Raw genomic sequence first — 15,470 nt, forward strand, 5'->3', positions numbered from 1 at the left:
TGTTCGTCAGGCGGAGGCGGCGGACGACGACCCGTCGTCCTCCTCGGCCACCGCTGCGGCCTTGGCCGCGGCGGCCCGCTCGTCCGCGGCGGCGCGGATGGCGCGCCAGGCGGACTCGGCGGCCTGCTGTTCCGCCTCCTTCTTGCTGCGGCCGGTGCCGGTGCCGTACGAGACGCCTCCGACGCGGGCGGCAGCAGTGAAGGTCTTCTCGTGATCGGGGCCGGTCTCCGTGACCAGGTACTCGGGCACGCCGAGGCCCTCCGTCGCGGTGAGCTCCTGGAGACTGGTCTTCCAGTCCAGGCCGGCTCCGAGGTTCGAGGACTTCTCGATCAACGGGTCGAAGAGCCGGTGCACCAGCTCGGACGCCGAGTCGAGGCCCTGGTCGAGATAGACCGCGCCGATCACCGCTTCCAGGGTGTCGGCGAGGATGGACGCCTTGTCCCGGCCGCCCGTGCCCTCTTCACCGCGGCCGAGCCGGATGAAGGAACCCAGGTCGAGACCGCGACCCACTTCCGCGAGCGCACGCGAGTTCACCACAGCGGCCCTGAGCTTGGCCAACTGGCCCTCGGGCAGGTCCGGGTGGGTGTTGTACAGCGTGTCCGTGACGACGAGGCCGAGGACGGAGTCACCGAGGAACTCCAGCCGCTCGTTCGTCGGCAGGCCGCCGTTCTCGTACGCGTAGGAACGGTGGGTCAGCGCGCGCACCAGAAGGGCGGACTCGAGCTTGTAGCCGAGCCGCCCTTCCAGAAGCGTGTGGGACGAGGCCGTGCTGTCCGTTTTCTTCTTGGCGGATGGATCCGCCTTGGCGTCATCCGCCTTCTTGGGACTGGACACTGTGCCTCTCACCTGGCCGCTCAGACTTCGAGGACCTGGCGCTTGTTGTAGGTGCCGCAAGACGGGCACGCGATGTGCTGCAGCTTGGGCTCGTGGCAGCGCTCGCACGCAACCAGGGTGGGGACCGCAGCCTTCCACTGCGACCGGCGGTGGCGCGTGTTGCTGCGCGACATCTTCCGCTTCGGAACAGCCACGGCTACTTCTCCTGCTTCTCGTCGACGCCCGCTTCCGCGTCAGCGCCGCTCATCTCGTCCTTCTCGCCGTCCTTGGTGGAACCGGCGAGTCCCTGCAAAGCCGCCCAACGGATGTCGACGGCGTCGTGGTGGTGGTCCGGGTCGTCGGCGAGACGGGCTCCGCACTCGGAGCACAGCCCTGCACAGTCGTCCTGGCACACCGGCTGCATCGGCAGTGCGAGCACCACCGCATCACGCAGCACGGGTTCGAGGTCGAACAAGCCGTCCTCGATGAAGTACCTGTCCTCGTCGTCCTCGGCGTCGTCGCCCGGTTCCGCGATCACGCGGCCCCGGTCGTCGGCGTCAGGGTACGAGAACAGCTCCTGGAAGTCCGCTTCGAGCTCCTGCCCGACCGGCTCCAGACACCTTACGCACTCCCCCTCGGCCCGTGCACGGGCGGTGCCTGTGACGAGCACACCTTCCATGACCGACTCGAGTCGGAGGTCGAGTTCCACCGGCGCGCCTTCCGGCACTCCGATGACATCCTTGATCCCGAAGTCCTCCGGGGCGTCGATCGTGCGGGTCAGGCGCTGCAGCGCGCCAGGACGCCGCCCCAGCTCGTGTGTGTCGAACACGAACGGGTCGCGGTGGTCGAGGCGTGCGTGAGGAGCCATTCCTGCTTTCGATCTTCGAATTCAGAGGGACGCCGTCCGGAATACAGCTCCGGGCAGCGCGGATCGCGGATCTGGACGCGACCGAAGAGCCAGGATACTGGACCTTTCGCTGTCGGCCCAATCCGCCGGCCTCGGCCCCGTCCCTACAGGCCGCGGCCCTGCTCGTAGGCCCTCAGCTGCTCCGGCGTGATCATGCCGGTGTCGAAGAGGCTGGTCTCGTCCAGAGCGTACGACTGGTGCTGGGCCGGCTGCTGCTGGGGGTCGTAGACGGGCTGCTGGCCGGTGTCGTAGCCCTGGTAGGCGTAGGGGTCGGCCTGCTGGTAGCCGTAGGGGTCCTGCTGGGCGTAGGCGGGCTGCTGCTGGGGGTAGCCGCCGTAGGGGTCCTGCTGCTGCGGGTAGCCGTACGGGTCCTGCACCATGGGCTGCTGCACGGGCTGCTGGTCGTACTGCGGCTGCTGGTGGGCGGCGACGGGCTGCGGTTCGGGCTGTGCCTGCTGCGCCGCCCGGTCGTCCTGGTCGGCGAGGGCCGCGAGGTCGGCGAGGTAGTCGGCGTCGCTGGAGTGCTGGAAGGTCGTGTTGTCGTCGGACAGCGCGCCGAGGGCGTCCGAGGCGATCCGCCCGTGCAGCTTGGCGCGTCCCTTGCCGACGGCCTCCAGGGTCTTGGCCAGGACCGCCTCGAAGGCGCCGAGCTTCACGTCGACGTAGGCGTCGGCGTCCCGGCGGAGGGTCTCGGGGTCGTGGCTGCGCTCGGGGGCGTCCTCGTCCTCGTAGCCCTGCTCGTCGAGGCCGGGTCCGGTGCCGAGGAGCTTCTCGCGGCCCCGGCCGACCGAGCCGAGGGTCTTGGTGAGGACGACCTCGAAGTTCGCGAGCTTGGAGTCGACGTAGTCGTCGGCGTCGGCGCGGACCTCCTCGGCCTCCCTGCGGGCCTCGCCGAGGATCCGGTCGGCCTCCGCCTGGGAGCGGCGGGCGACCTCGGTGTCGGAGATCAGCGAGCCGCGCTCGGCGTGCGCGGTCTCGATGATCCGCTCGGCCTCCATGCGCGCCTGCTCGACCATTTGCTCACGGCCGCCGATCAGCTCCTGGGCCTGGGCGAGCGAGCCGGGCAGCGCCTGGCGCAGTTCTTCGAGCATCGCGAGCAGGTCGGCCCGGTTGACCACGCACGACGCCGACATGGGCATGGCCCGGGCACCGGAGACGGTGGCCACGATCTCGTCGAGCTTGTTCTGTACGTCCACCCTGCGCTCGCCACTCTCTACAGCTGTGTTGGAGACGGACGGAACGACTGTAGCCCCATCAGTCCCGGTGAATACGCTTGTCGAGGGCCTCCAGGACGGCCGGCGGAACCAGGTGCGACACGTCTCCGCCCCACTGGGCGACCTCCTTGACCAGGGAGGACGAGAGGAAGCTGTAGGTGGGGTTGGTCGGCACGAAGAGCGTCTCCACGCCCGACAGGCCGATGTTCATCTGGGCCATCTGCAGCTCGTAGTCGAAGTCGCTGACGGCCCGCAGGCCCTTGACGATGGCGGGGATCTCGCGCTGCTTGCAGAAGTCGACGAGGAGGCCGTGGAACGCCTCGACGCGGACGTTCCCGTGGTCGGCCGTGACCTGGCGGATCAGGTCGATCCGCTCGTCGATCTCGAACAGGCCCTTCTTGGACTTGTTGATCATCACCGCGACGTAGACCTCGTCATAGAGACGGGACGCCCGGGCAATGATGTCGAGGTGTCCGTTGGTGATCGGGTCGAATGACCCGGGACAGACGGCGCGGCGCACTTGTGATCCCTCGCTCTCCGGTCCGTTCATCGTGCGTCTTCGCACGTAGAGGCGGCGCGACCGTACCAAAACGTTCCCTCGCCGTAGCGACGGGACCGGAGGGCTTCGAAGCCGGTCGGCCAGCGGAAGTCACCGCCTCTGGTGCTGCGCTCCACGGTGACGAGCGCCTCGGGCGCTAGCCAGCCCCCCGAGTGGAGTGTGAGGAGAATCTCCCGAAGATCGTCGTCCGAGACGGCGTACGGGGGGTCCAGGAAGACGATGTCGTACGGCTGCGCGGGCGCCGGCGTCTGGACGACCTGTTCCGCTTTGCCCGCTCTGACCTCGGCGCCGGGGAGTCCCAGATTCTTTACGTTTTCACGTACGACCCGGGCGGCCCGGGGGTCGGCTTCGACGAGGAGGGTGTGGCCGGCGCCCCGGGAGAGGGCCTCCAGGCCCACGGCCCCCGAGCCGGCGTAGAGGTCGAGGACCCGCTCGCCGTCCAGGGGACCGCCGAGGAGGGACTGCCAGGTGGAGAAGAGGCCTTCGCGCGCGCGGTCGGAGGTGGGGCGGGTTCCGGTGCCGGGCGGCACCGTCAGCCGACGTCCACCGGCTGCGCCGGCGATCACGCGGGTCATCTTGAATCCTCGGTTCGGGGTGGTTACGGATTCAGTCTGGCAGCAGGTGCGTCGTGGTCGCTCGCGCGGTTCCCCACGCTCCCGACGGGGCGCTTCGGCTCACCCCTTCTCCAGGAACTGTTCCCTTTCCTCGTCCACCAGGGCGTCCAGGGCCGTTCTCAGACCCGCGAGGCCGGTCAGTTCGGGGTCCCGGGCCACCAGCGCCGTCGCCTCCTCACGGGCCTCCGCGATGATCTCCTCGTCCTCGATCACCGCGAGCACGCGGAGGCTGGAGCGGGCTCCGGACTGGGCCTGCCCGAGGACGTCGCCCTCCCGGCGCTGTTCGAGGTCGATACGGGACAGCTCGAAGCCGTCCAGGGTCGAGGCGACCGCCGACAGACGCTGTCGGGCCGGGCTCGCCTCGCCCATCTCCGTGACCAGCAGACAGAGTCCGGGGGCTGAGCCGCGGCCCACCCGGCCGCGGAGCTGGTGCAGCTGGGAGACGCCGAAGCGGTCGGCGTCCATGATGACCATGGCGGTCGCGTTGGGGACGTTCACGCCGACCTCGATGACCGTGGTGGCGACCAGGACGTCGGTGTCCCCGGCCGCGAAGCGGCGCATCACCGCGTCCTTGTCGTCCGGGTGCATGCGGCCGTGCAGGACCTCGACGCGCAGGCCGGCGAGCGGGCCCTTGGCCAGGTGGTCGGCGATGTCCAGGACGGCCAGCGGGGGGCGCTTCTCCGCCTCGTCCTCGGCCGACTTCCTCGCCTTCTTCGGGTCCTCGTCCTCGTCGCCGATCCGGGGGCAGACGACGTACGCCTGGTGGCCGCCCGCGACTTCCTCGCGGACCCGCTCCCAGGCGCGGGCCAGGAAGTGGGGTTTGTCGGCGGCGGGGACGACGTGCGTGGAGATCGGGGAGCGGCCGGCCGGCAGCTGGTCCAGGACCGAGGTCTCCAGGTCGCCGAAGACCGTCATGGCGACCGTGCGCGGGATGGGGGTCGCCGTCATGACGAGGAGGTGCGGGGGCTGGGCGCCCTTGCCGCGCAGGGCGTCGCGCTGTTCCACGCCGAAGCGGTGCTGTTCGTCCACCACCACCAGGCCGAGGTCGTGGAACTGCACCTTGTCCTCGATGAGCGCGTGGGTGCCGATCACCAGTCCGGCGTCCCCGGTGACGAGGTCCAGCATGGCCTGGCGGCGGGCGGCCGTCCCCATCGAACCGGTGAGCAGGACGACCTTGGTGGCGTGTTCGGCGCCGCCGAGCATGCCGCCTTCCGCCAGCTCGCCCATCATCTCGGTGATCGACCGGTGGTGCTGCTGGGCCAGCACCTCGGTGGGGGCGAGCATCGCCGCCTGGCCGCCCGCGTCCACCACGGCGAGCATGGCGCGCAGGGCCACCAGCGTCTTTCCGCTGCCCACCTCGCCCTGCAGGAGGCGGTGCATCGGGTGTTCGGTGGCCAGGTCGTCGAAGATCTCCTTGGAGACCTTCTGCTGGCCGTCCGTGAGGGTGAAAGGCAGCCGGTCGTCGAAGGCCGTGAGGAGGCCGTCGGGGCTGGGCCTGCGGGCCACCGCGGGGAGTTGGGCGTCGGCGTGGCGGCGACGGGCCAGGGCGACCTGGAGGACGAAGGCCTCGTCCCACTTGAGGCGGTCGCGGGCCTGCGCGATGTCCGCCTTGGTGTGCGGGCGGTGGATCTTGAGCAGGGCCTCGGGGAGGGAGACCAGGCCGCGGCCCTCGCGAAGGGCCGGCGGCAGCGGGTCCAGGGCCTCCTGCGCGCTCGGCAGGACCGTCTGGACCGCCTTGCCGATCTTCCAGGACTCCAGCTTCGCGGTGGCCGGGTAGAGCGGGATCAGGGTGCCGGCCCAGGTCTCCACCGATTCGTCCGGGTCCTCGCCGCGCAGCAGTTCGTAGGCCGGGTGGGCCAGTTGGAGGCGGCGGTTGAAGGCCGAGACCTTGCCGGCGAACATCGCGCGGGTGCCGGGCAGGAGTTCCTTGTGGGGTTTGTGCACGCCGTTGCCGAAGAAGACCAGTTGGAGCCGGCCGCTGCCGTCGGTGATCGTGACCTCCAGCCGCTGTCCCTTGCCGCGCGGCGCCTTGGCGGAGGCGAAGGTGTGCAGCCGGGCGTCGGCCACCATGGCGACCACCGTGACGTGTTCGTCCATGGGCAGGTCGGCGAGGTGGGTGAGCTGGCCGCGCTCCTCGTATCTGCGCGGGTAGTGGTGCAGGAGATCGCCGACCGTGTGCAGGCCGAGGTGCTCGGCCATCACCTTCGCGGTGGCTGGGCCGAGCACCTTCTTCAGTGGTTCTTCCAGTGCGGGCACGAGATCCATTCCACACCACGCCACTGACAATGCCGTATATGTCTCGGGAAACCCCTGGTCAGACGGCCGTTTTGAGTCATAGGATGGCGCGCTCCGGCCATCCTTCCGCGGTCACCACCCCACCCGGGACCGCCCGACCCCGCGCCGACCACGTCTTCCCCCCTCCGGCGCAGCGACGATGGACTCCCAGACCTCACAGTCATCCCAGGCATCCCAGCCTCCCCATACGTTCCAGGTCGACCTGCGCGGTCTGGTGGACCTGCTCTCCCACCACCTGTACTCCAGCCCCAAGGTCTACCTGCGCGAGCTGCTGCAGAACGCGGTGGACGCCATCACCGCCAGACGGGCCGAGCAGCCCGACGCCCCGGCGCGGGTGCGGCTGTACGCCGACGGCAGCGCCCTGCGGGTGGAGGACAGCGGCGTCGGGCTCACCGAGTCGGACGTGCACAGCCTGCTCGCGACCATCGGGCGCAGTTCCAAGCGCGCGGACGGGCTCCAGGAGGCCCGCTCCGACTTCCTGGGCCAGTTCGGCATCGGGCTGCTGGCCTGTTTCGTGGTCGCCGAGCGGATCCGGGTGGTCAGCCGCAGCGCCCGTACCCCGGACGCGCTCCCCGTGGAGTGGACGGCCCGGGACGACGGGTCGTACACCGTGCGGACGCTGGCGCCCGAGGCGCGGCCCGAACCCGGCACCACCGTGCATCTGGTGGCACGGGCGGGGGCGGCCGAGTGGCTGGACGAGCGGCGGGTGCTGGCGCTGGCCCGGGACTTCGGTTCGCTGCTGCCCTACGACGTCCGGGTGGGCGACGAGGCGGTCACCGACCTGCCCGCGCCCTGGGACCGGCCCTACCCCTCCCCCGGCACCCGCCGGGTGGCCCTCGCCCGGCACTGCCAGGACCTCTTCGGGTTCGCGCCGCTGGACTCGATCGCCCTGGACGTGCCGCTGGCCGGGATCCGCGGGGTGGCGTACGTGCTGCCGGCGGCGGTGAGCCCGGCCCAGCGGGCCGGCCATCGCGTGCACCTCAAGGGCATGCTGCTCACCGAGCGGGCCGAACAGCTGCTGCCGGACTGGGCGTTCTTCGTGCGCTGCGTCCTGGACACGGACAGCCTGCGGCCGACCGCCTCGCGTGAGTCGCTGTACGAGGACGAGACGCTGGCCGCCGTACGGGAGGCGCTCGGCGAAAGGATTCGGTCCTGGCTGACCGGCCTTGCCGCGGGTGATCCGGAACGGCTCTCGGCGTTCCTGTCCGTGCACCACCTGGGGGTGAAGTCGCTGGCCCGGCACGACCGGGAGATGCTGCGCACGATGCTGCCGTGGCTGCCCTTCGAGACGACCGACGGCCAGCTGTCCCTGGAGGAGTTCGCGCAGCGCCACCCGGTGGTGCACTTCACGCGGACGGTCGAGGAGTACCGGCAGGTCGCGCCGATCGCCTCCGCGCAGGGCATCGGGGTGGTCAACGGCGGTTACACGTACGACAGCGAGCTGGTCGAGGCACTGCCGTCGGTGCGGCCCGGGACGGTGGTCGCGGAGCTGGACGCGGACACCGTGACCGCGCACCTGGACTCGGTGGATCCGGCGGAGGAGCTGGCGCTCGCGGGCTTCCTGGCGGCCGCGCGGGCGAAGCTGGACCCGCTGGGCTGCGACGTCGTCCTGCGCGCCTTCCACCCGCTGTCCGTGCCCGCGCTGCACCTGGACGACCGGGCCGCGCGGCACGAGCAGGCCCGCGCGGAGGCCGAGGAGCGGGCCGACGATCTGTGGGCGGGCATCCTGGGCTCGCTGCGCGGCAGCGCACCCCGGGCACGGCTGGTGCTCAACCATCTCAACCCGCTGATCCGGCGGATCAGTTCCCTGACCGAACCGGAGCTGATCGGCACCGCGAGCGAATCGCTCTACGGGCAGGCGCTGCTGATGGCGCAGCGCCCGCTGCGGCCCGCCGACTCGGCGTTGATCAACCGCTCGTTCATCGGCCTCCTGGAGTGGGCCACTCATGGGGAGGGTGACCGCTGATGGCCGAGGCCGGGGGGATCGCGGACTTCGACGCGCTGCGCCGCGCGATGGCCGAGAACTCCGAGGAGCCGGAGGGTCCCGCCCGCAACGCGCGCGCGGAGCGGCTGCTGGTGGAGGCCGAGAAGCTGAACATCCCGCTCGCCGTGATCGAGGCGCTCGGACACCAGCTGAAGGTCTACAACTACAGCTCCGAGAAGGACAAGATGTTCGTCCCCTTCGCGCGCCTGCTGCGCCTGTGGGACGAGCGGCCCGGGGACTTCGACGAGTACGAGACGCACTCGCTGCACTGGGTCTTCAAGTGGGTGACGGCCGGCATGCTCGACCAGCCGCACATCCCGCTCGCCTCGATCGAGAAGTGGCTCGGCGAGATGGAGCACCGCTACCGGTTGGCCGGGCACTCCGAGCGGGCGGTGCGCAGCGCCGAGTTCAGCGTCGCCGGGCACATCGGTGACCTCGCGCGCGCGGAGCGGGCGTACACGGCCTGGCTGGCGGCGGACCGGGACCGGATGGCCGACTGCCACGCGTGCGAGCTGCACGGGCAGGGCGGCTGGCAGCTGCGCAACGGCAGGGACGCCGCGGCCCTGGAGCTGTGGGGGCCGGTCCTGGAGGGCGAGTACAGCTGCGCCCACGAGCCGCACACGGTCCTCGCCTCCTCGCTGCTCCCGCTGCTGCGGCTCGGCCGGGCCGACGAGGCCCGCGCCCACCATCTGCGCGGCTTCCGGCTGGTGCGCCCCATGGAGAGCATGCGCGGCGCCTACGCGGACCACGTGGAGTTCTGCGCGCTGACCGGCAACGAGGCACGCGGTCTGGAACTGCTGGCGGAACGTCCCGCGTACTTCACGGACACCGGGCAGCCGCGCAGCCGGATGGACTTCCTGGCGGTGGTGACGCTGCTGATGGAGCGGCTGACCGAGCTGGGCCTCGGCGGACAGCGGGTGCCGGGCCCCGAGGGACGGGCGTGGAGCGCCGGCGAACTCGCCGGGCACGCGCGTGCGCAGGCGCTGGAGCTGGCGGCACGGTTCGACGCCCGCAACGGCACCTCCTACGTCGGCGACCAGCTGCGCGAGCGGATGGCGCAGCGGCCCCTGGTGGACCGGCTGCCGCTGGGCGTGCGCACACCGCGGACGGCGCCCGCCGGACCGGTCGCGCCGGTGGTGCGGGCGCCCGCGCCGGAGCGGCCGTCGCTGCCCGCGCTGATCGCCGAGGCGCGCCGCCTCTCGGACACGCTCCAGCCGCACGCCATGGAGGCCTGGGCGGCGGTCGCGGAGGCCGCCGGGAACACCGAGGTCGACACCCGCGTCCGGGCGGAGATCGCCGACCACACGGCGATGGGCCGAGGGCCCGAGGGCGTCGAGCTGTTCGAGCGGGCGGCCGCACTGTACGCGGAGGCCGGCGACGAGGGCGAGGCGATCGCGGCACGCGCGCGTGCCGCCTACGTGCGCGCGCTGGCCGGGGAACTGGACGAGGCGACGGCGGCGATCGCCGAGCCGTACGACCGGATCCTCGCGCTGTACGCCGACGACGCCACCGGTGTGCGGCAGACGGCGTCCGTGCTGATGAGCCGGGCGCGGATCCTGATGCGCCGGGTGCACGAGCGGTCCCAGGGCGCCGACGGCGCCGAGCAGGCCGTACGGGAGGTGCTGGCGCTCGTCGGCGGGCGCGGCGGGGCCGACGTCCGGCTGGTGGCGCGGGCGGCCGAGGGGCGGGCGATGCTCGCCGAACTGGCCGAGCACGCCGGTGACGCGGAGCGCGCGGGCGAGCTGTTCCGGCAGGCGTCGGCGCAGTTCGTGGGCGCGGAGCTGCCGTGGTTCGCGGTGGAGTACGAGGTGCGGGTGGCCGCGCTCGCCCATGAGCAGGGCGACATGGCCGAGGCGGAGCGGGCCCTGCGGGCGGCCCTGGAGCACGGGGGGCCGCTCGTGGAGCCGGTCGGGCGGGCCCAGCTGCACCTCCAGCTGGCCGAGGTGCTCGGTGGGCGGGGCGCGGCCGAGGAGGCCGCCGAGCACGCTCTCCAGGCGGCGCACTGGGCCGACGAGGCCGGGGAGAGCTCCACCATGGGCGCCTGGGCGCGGCACCAGCTGGGCGGCCTGCTGCTGCGGCAGGGGCGGTTCGCGGAGGCCGCCGAGGTGCTGGAGTCGGCGCTGGCCGACCTGAGCGCCGAGACGCACGGTGACGGTGCGGTCGTGCAGACCCAGTGGTGGCTCGGGGACTGTCTGAGCGAGCTGGGCGAGCACCACGCGGCGGCCGAACGGCGTCTGCAGGCGGCCGAGACCGCCCGGCACTGGCCCGAGCAGCACGACCACGCCACCCTGGCGCACCTGGCCGCCGAGTCGCTGGGCAACGCGGGGCTGGCCGCCGAGGCTGACCTGGCCTACACGCGCGCGGGCGAGTTGTGGCGGGCGATGGGCAACGTGCACTTCCTGGTCCGCTCGCTGCGGGCGCGCGCGTGGCTGGCGCTGCGCACGGAGGCCGGGACGGCGGGCGCGCGCGGGCTGATGGCGGCCGCGGTGGCGGAGTGCGAGACGGCGCTGGCGGCGCACCCGGATCCGGCCGCCCGGGACCGGCTCACCGCCGAGCTGGGCCACACCCACCGGCAGTTCGGGGATCTGCTCGCCCGGTCCGCTTCCGAGGACGCCGAGGACGCGGCGATCCAGGACGCCTTCGAGGCGGCGCTGGCGGAGACGACGGCCGCGATAGCCGTCTTCGCCGAACTGGGCGAGGAGGAGCTGCACAGCCGTACCGGTGCCGAACTCGCGGCGGGCTGGCTGGAGGCCGACCTGAGCCGGCCGGCCGACGCGGCGGCACGCGCGCGTGCGGTGCTGGACGCCTACGAGGGCGCCGACCCGGACGACGACACGGTCCGGGCCCGGCGGGCGGAGGCACGGCAGCTGCTGGAGCCCACGGAGGCCTGAGGGGTGTGCGGGGACGGGCGCGGGGGGGCTCACTCGACGCCGATGAGCAGCGGGGCCCCCTGCCGGCCGCCGTCGTGGACCACCGTGTCCACGGCGAGGTACGCCTCGCGCACCCGTGCCTCCAGGCGTTCGGCGACCCCCTCGGGCGCCTCGTCGCCGAGGACGAGGGTGACCAGCTCGCCGCCGGCCTGGAGCATCCGGTCGAGGACGGTCTCGGCGGTGGCCGTGACGTCCGAGCCGATCACCGCCACGTCGCCGTCGATCAGGCCCAGCACGTCCCCGGCCTGGCAGATGCCCGCCATGGTCCAGGACTGCCGTTCCGCGACCACGACCTCGGCGTAGCGGGTGGCGCCGGCCGCCGAGGTCATCTGGACGACGTCCTCGTCGAAGCGGCGGTCCGGCTGGTGCACGGCGAGCGCGGCGATGCCCTGGACCGCGGAGCGGGTCGGGATGAGGGCGACCCGGATGCCCTCCGCGCGGACCTGCTCGGCGGCCGCGGCCGCGGTGTGCCGCAGGTCGGCGTCGTTGGGCAGCAGCACCACCTCGCGCGCGTGGGCCCGCCGTACGGCGTCCACCAGCTCACCGCTGGCGGGCGGCTCCCCGGGGCGCGCGAGCACGGTGGTGGCGCCGGAGTCGCCGTACAGCCCGACCAGCCCCTCCCCCGGCACGACGGCCACCACGGCCCGCTGCACCCGCTCGCGCGGGGGTTCCGCGCCGGTGTGCGGGTCTGACGCGCCGAAGTGCGTGATCCGGATCCGGTGGGGGCGCCCGGCCTCGACGCCCGCCTCCACGGCGGCGCCGGCGTCGTCGACGTGCACGTGGACGTTCCACAGGCCGTCGCCGCCGACCACCACCAGGGAGTCGCCGAGCGCGTCCAGCCGGAGCCGGAGCCGCTCCACGGCGGCGTCCTCGGCCTCCAGGAGGTAGACGACCTCGAAGGCGGGTCCCGGGGCCGGCTCGGCGCACGCCTCGGCCCTGGCGTCGGAAACGGCGTCCACGCGCGCGTACGCGATCGGGAGCCCGTCGTGGGCGTGCGGGTCGAAGGCCGTCGGCGCCTCCCCCGTGCACGCCTCCACCAGTGCCCCGAGCACCGCGACCAGGCCTCGCCCGCCCGCGTCGACCACGCCGGCCCGCTCCAGCACGGCCAGCTGCCCGGGGGTCCTGGCGAGCGCCCGGCAGGCGCCGTCGTAGGCGGCGCGGACGACGGCCCCGCAGTCGCCCTCGGTGGCGTCGGCCGCGTCGGCCGCCGCGGTCGCGACCGACAGCACGGTGCCCTCGACGGGGTGGGCGACGGCCTTGCGGGCGGTCTCGGCGGCGTGCCGCAGGGCGAGCCGGAGTCGCTCGCCGTCGATGTGAGTCGCCCCACCCCCGGTGAGGGTCTGGGCCATGCCGCGCAGCAGCTGCGCCAGGATCGTGCCGGAGTTGCCGCGCGCGCCTATCAGGGCGCCGTGCGCCATCGCGCCGACGGCGTCGGCCAGGGTGGGGACCTCTTCGCCCAGCTCGTAGCCGGCGAAGACGGCCTCCACGGCTCCGGCGGCCGATTCCACCGTCAGGTAGAGGTTCGTGCCCGTGTCACCGTCGGCCACCGGGTAGACGTTGATCGAGTCGATCTCCTCCCGCGCCCGGCCGATCGCCCCGAGCGCGAGAGCGCACCAGGTGCGTACCGCGAGAGCATCGAGGAATGTCTGCGGCACCTGCGCCACCTGCGCCTCCTTGAGCTGGCCCGACGTGGTCGCAGCGTAGACCCCGGGAGGGTGTCCACCGGAAGAGGGCCGGGAGCCGGCCCCTGAGCAGCCATGCTAGTTTCGTCTAACCGTCGCGGCCGTTGTATGCTGCTCCGGTTGCCCGATCCGATCGGGCCGTCAACCCTGGCAACGCCACTCAAGATCTCAGATCCCTGGATCTCGATCCCGGCAAGCCGGGATCCAACCGTAAGTGCATCTGAAGTCTTTGGAGTGACCCGTGGCTGCCAACTGCGACGTCTGCGGCAAGGGGCCGGGCTTCGGCAACAACATCTCGCACTCGCACCGCCGTACGTCCCGTCGCTGGAACCCGAACATCCAGCGTGTGCGTACCGTGGTCGGCGGGACGCCGAAGCGCGTGAACGCCTGCACCTCGTGCATCAAGGCCGGCAAGGTCTCGCGCTGACGCACTGCTGCTAGCGCGCGGCCACTGCCGGTTCGCCGCACTGAGCCGGTCCACCTGAGGGTGGACCGGCTTTTTGCCGTGCCCGCGGGGCCCTGTGCGCGGGAGCGGTCCTAGGTGTATTGACCCGCAGGGTTGTTCACGCGGGTCGATACACCTGGCGCCGGCCCAGGGTCCAGCCGTGGTCCACGGGTCCGATCCCGGCGCCGAGGGCGAATCCGGCGGCGATCGCCCCGGTGACGTACTCCTTGGCCGCCGCCACCGCCTCCGGCACCGACCGCCCCTTCGCGAGCTGCGAGGCGATCGCGGACGCGAGGGTGCAGCCGGTCCCGTGGGTGTGCCGGTTGTCGTGACGCGGGGCGCGCAGCCGGAACTCGTCCGTGCCGTCCGTGAGCAGGTCCACGGCCTCGCCCGGCAGATGCCCGCCCTTGATCAGCACCCAGCGCGGCCCGTACGCCAGCACGGCCGCCGCGGCCCGGCTCAGATCCGCCTCCGACTCGACCTGGACGCCGGCGAGTTGGGCCACCTCGTCCAGGTTGGGGGTGGCCACGGTGGCCAGCGGGAGGAGCTTGGTGCGCACCGAGTCGAGCGCGGAGGCGGCGAGCAGGGAGTCGCCGTGCTTGGAGACGCCCACCGGGTCCACGACCACGGGCGCGTCGGTTCCGGCGATCAACTCCGCGACCGTCTCGACGAGTTCGGCCGAGGCGAGCATCCCGGTCTTCACCGCGTCCACGCCGATGTCGTCGACCACGCTGCGGTACTGGGCGCGCACCGCCGCCACCGGCAGCTCCCAGGCCCCCTGCACGCCCACGGAGTTCTGCGCGGTGACCGCAGTGATCACGCTCATACCGTGCACGCCGAGCGCCAGCATGGTCTTCAGGTCTGCCTGGATGCCGGCCCCGCCACCGGAGTCGGAGCCCGCGACCGTCAGCACGCGCGGGAGGCTCATGACTCGATGTCCCCGAAGTGGTCCCAGCCGCCCTTGCTGGTCCAGGGCGCCCCGTCGACGGTCACCTGCGGCAGCGCCGACGGGTTGAGGACCTCGCCGATGACCTTCCAGCGGGCGGGCAGTTTCACGTCGGGCGGGAAGGTCGCCACGATCGCGTGGTCCTCGCCGCCGGTCAGCACCCACTGGATGGGGTCGACGCCGACGGCCTGGCCGATGTCGTTCATCTGGGTCGGGACGTCGATCGCGCCGGAGCGGATGTCGATCCGGACCTTGCTGGCCTCCGCGATGTGCCCGAGGTCGGCGATCAGCCCGTCGCTGACGTCGCACATCGCGGTGGCGCCGAGCCCGGCGGCGGCCGGACCCGCGTGGTACGGCGGCTCGGGGCGGCGGTGCGCCTCCACGAAGGCGCGCGGCGACCGGAAGCCCCGGGAGAGCACCGCGTAGCCGGCCGCGGACCAGCCCAGCCAGCCCGTGACGGCCACCAGGTCGCCGGGCTGGGCCCCGGCCCGGGTCACCGGCTCCTGGTTGCGCAGATCGCCGAGCGCGGTGATGGAGACCATGATCGTGTCGCCGCGGACCACGTCGCCGCCGACCACCGAGGCGCCCGCCACCTGGCACTCGTCCCGGATGCCGTCCATCAGCTCGCTGGGCCAGGTCACCGGCAGTTCGGCGGGGACGACCAGGCCGAGCAGCAGCGCGGTCGGCACGGCGCCCATGGCCGCGATGTCCGCGAGGTTCTGGGCGGCCGCCTTGCGGCCCACGTCGTAGGCCGTGGACCAGTCGCGGCGGAAGTGCCGGCCCTCCAGCAGGATGTCGGTGCTCGCCACGACCCTGCGGTCGGGCGCGGCGACCACCGCGGCGTCGTCGCCGGGGCCGACCCGGACCGCCGGAGTGGTGGTGAGACGGGAGGTGAGCTCCCTGATGAGCCCGAACTCCCCCAGCTCACCAACAGTGCCCTTCATTGCCCTTACGCCCCTTCTCTGCCGTGCCGGGCCCGCTCGCGCGTCACCGTCGTCCTGGATACGGTCGAGGTGACCGTCAACTTCTGTCGTGCCTGCACCCTGGCGCGCAAGCCCCTGTCCGCGCAGGTCTCCCCGTG

The 15,470-nt window shown here is 72.6% G+C and carries 12 protein-coding genes and 1 pseudogene; 3 read left to right on the forward strand and 10 right to left on the reverse strand.

Annotation, left to right across the window (positions count from 1 at the left end; genetic code table 11):
- Positions 1–6 precede the first annotated feature (6 nt).
- From rnc to recG, 7 genes and pseudogenes are all read right to left on the reverse strand, one after another.
- Positions 7–846: a ribonuclease III gene (rnc, locus tag ACFY3I_RS30225; protein ID WP_390864280.1), complete on the reverse strand. Its 840-nt coding sequence runs from the start codon at positions 844–846 to the stop codon at positions 7–9.
- Between the two features lie 8 nt (positions 847–854).
- A complete protein-coding gene (gene rpmF, locus ACFY3I_RS30230) occupies positions 855–1,028 on the reverse strand; it encodes a 50S ribosomal protein L32 (RefSeq protein WP_007493396.1) in 174 nt (57 codons plus the stop codon).
- A 2-nt stretch (positions 1,029–1,030) separates the two neighbouring features.
- The gene (locus ACFY3I_RS30235; protein ID WP_390864282.1) at positions 1,031–1,681 is read right to left on the reverse strand and encodes a YceD family protein; all 651 of its coding nucleotides are present in this window, start codon (positions 1,679–1,681) and stop codon (positions 1,031–1,033) included.
- Between the two features lie 143 nt (positions 1,682–1,824).
- Entirely contained in the window at positions 1,825–2,916 is a 1,092-nt protein-coding gene (locus ACFY3I_RS30240; protein ID WP_390864283.1) for an ATP synthase F0 subunit B, read from the reverse strand.
- Positions 2,917–2,974: 58 nt separating this feature from the next.
- Positions 2,975–3,454 carry a pantetheine-phosphate adenylyltransferase gene (gene coaD, locus ACFY3I_RS30245; RefSeq protein WP_365289419.1) on the reverse strand — a complete coding sequence of 160 codons (480 nt, stop codon included), beginning with the start codon at positions 3,452–3,454 and terminating at the stop codon, positions 2,975–2,977.
- Between the two features lie 26 nt (positions 3,455–3,480).
- Positions 3,481–4,071, reverse strand: a pseudogene (rsmD, locus tag ACFY3I_RS30250) (16S rRNA (guanine(966)-N(2))-methyltransferase RsmD); the annotation flags it as partial.
- Positions 4,072–4,167: 96 nt separating this feature from the next.
- Positions 4,168–6,372 (reverse strand): ATP-dependent DNA helicase RecG, encoded by a 2,205-nt coding sequence (gene recG, locus ACFY3I_RS30255; protein WP_390864286.1) that lies wholly within the window; start codon positions 6,370–6,372, stop codon positions 4,168–4,170.
- Between the two features lie 169 nt (positions 6,373–6,541).
- Here recG and ACFY3I_RS30260 point away from each other — a divergent pair, with 169 nt between their 5' ends.
- Together ACFY3I_RS30260 and ACFY3I_RS30265 are read left to right on the forward strand one after the other, a co-directional pair.
- Positions 6,542–8,368 (forward strand): HSP90 family protein, encoded by a 1,827-nt coding sequence (locus ACFY3I_RS30260; protein ID WP_390864288.1) that lies wholly within the window; start codon positions 6,542–6,544, stop codon positions 8,366–8,368.
- The gene (locus ACFY3I_RS30265; protein ID WP_390864290.1) at positions 8,368–11,277 is read left to right on the forward strand and encodes a tetratricopeptide repeat protein; all 2,910 of its coding nucleotides are present in this window, start codon (positions 8,368–8,370) and stop codon (positions 11,275–11,277) included. The genes ACFY3I_RS30260 and ACFY3I_RS30265 overlap by 1 nt, the downstream gene beginning before the upstream one ends.
- Before the next feature lie 29 nt (positions 11,278–11,306).
- Here the strand turns inward: ACFY3I_RS30265 and ACFY3I_RS30270 are convergent, their stop codons facing one another.
- Positions 11,307–12,980, reverse strand: a complete 1,674-nt coding sequence (locus tag ACFY3I_RS30270; protein WP_390864292.1) for a DAK2 domain-containing protein — start codon at positions 12,978–12,980, stop codon at positions 11,307–11,309.
- A gap of 259 nt (positions 12,981–13,239) precedes the next feature.
- Here ACFY3I_RS30270 and rpmB point away from each other — a divergent pair, with 259 nt between their 5' ends.
- Entirely contained in the window at positions 13,240–13,425 is a 186-nt protein-coding gene (rpmB, locus tag ACFY3I_RS30275) for a 50S ribosomal protein L28 (protein ID WP_003993230.1), read from the forward strand.
- 136 nt (positions 13,426–13,561) lie between these two features.
- Here rpmB and thiD read toward each other — a convergent pair whose 3' ends face one another.
- Positions 13,562–14,371, reverse strand: coding sequence for a bifunctional hydroxymethylpyrimidine kinase/phosphomethylpyrimidine kinase (gene thiD / locus ACFY3I_RS30280; RefSeq protein WP_390864294.1), 810 nt, complete (start codon positions 14,369–14,371; stop codon positions 13,562–13,564).
- Entirely contained in the window at positions 14,368–15,333 is a 966-nt protein-coding gene (locus ACFY3I_RS30285) for a thiamine-phosphate kinase (protein ID WP_046733970.1), read from the reverse strand. Before ACFY3I_RS30285 ends, thiD begins: the two co-directional genes overlap by 4 nt.
- Between the last annotated feature and the right edge of the window lie 137 nt (positions 15,334–15,470).

Origin of the sequence: Streptomyces sp. NPDC001068, assembly GCF_042897315.1 — a bacterium.
GTDB lineage: Bacteria > Actinomycetota > Actinomycetes > Streptomycetales > Streptomycetaceae > Streptomyces.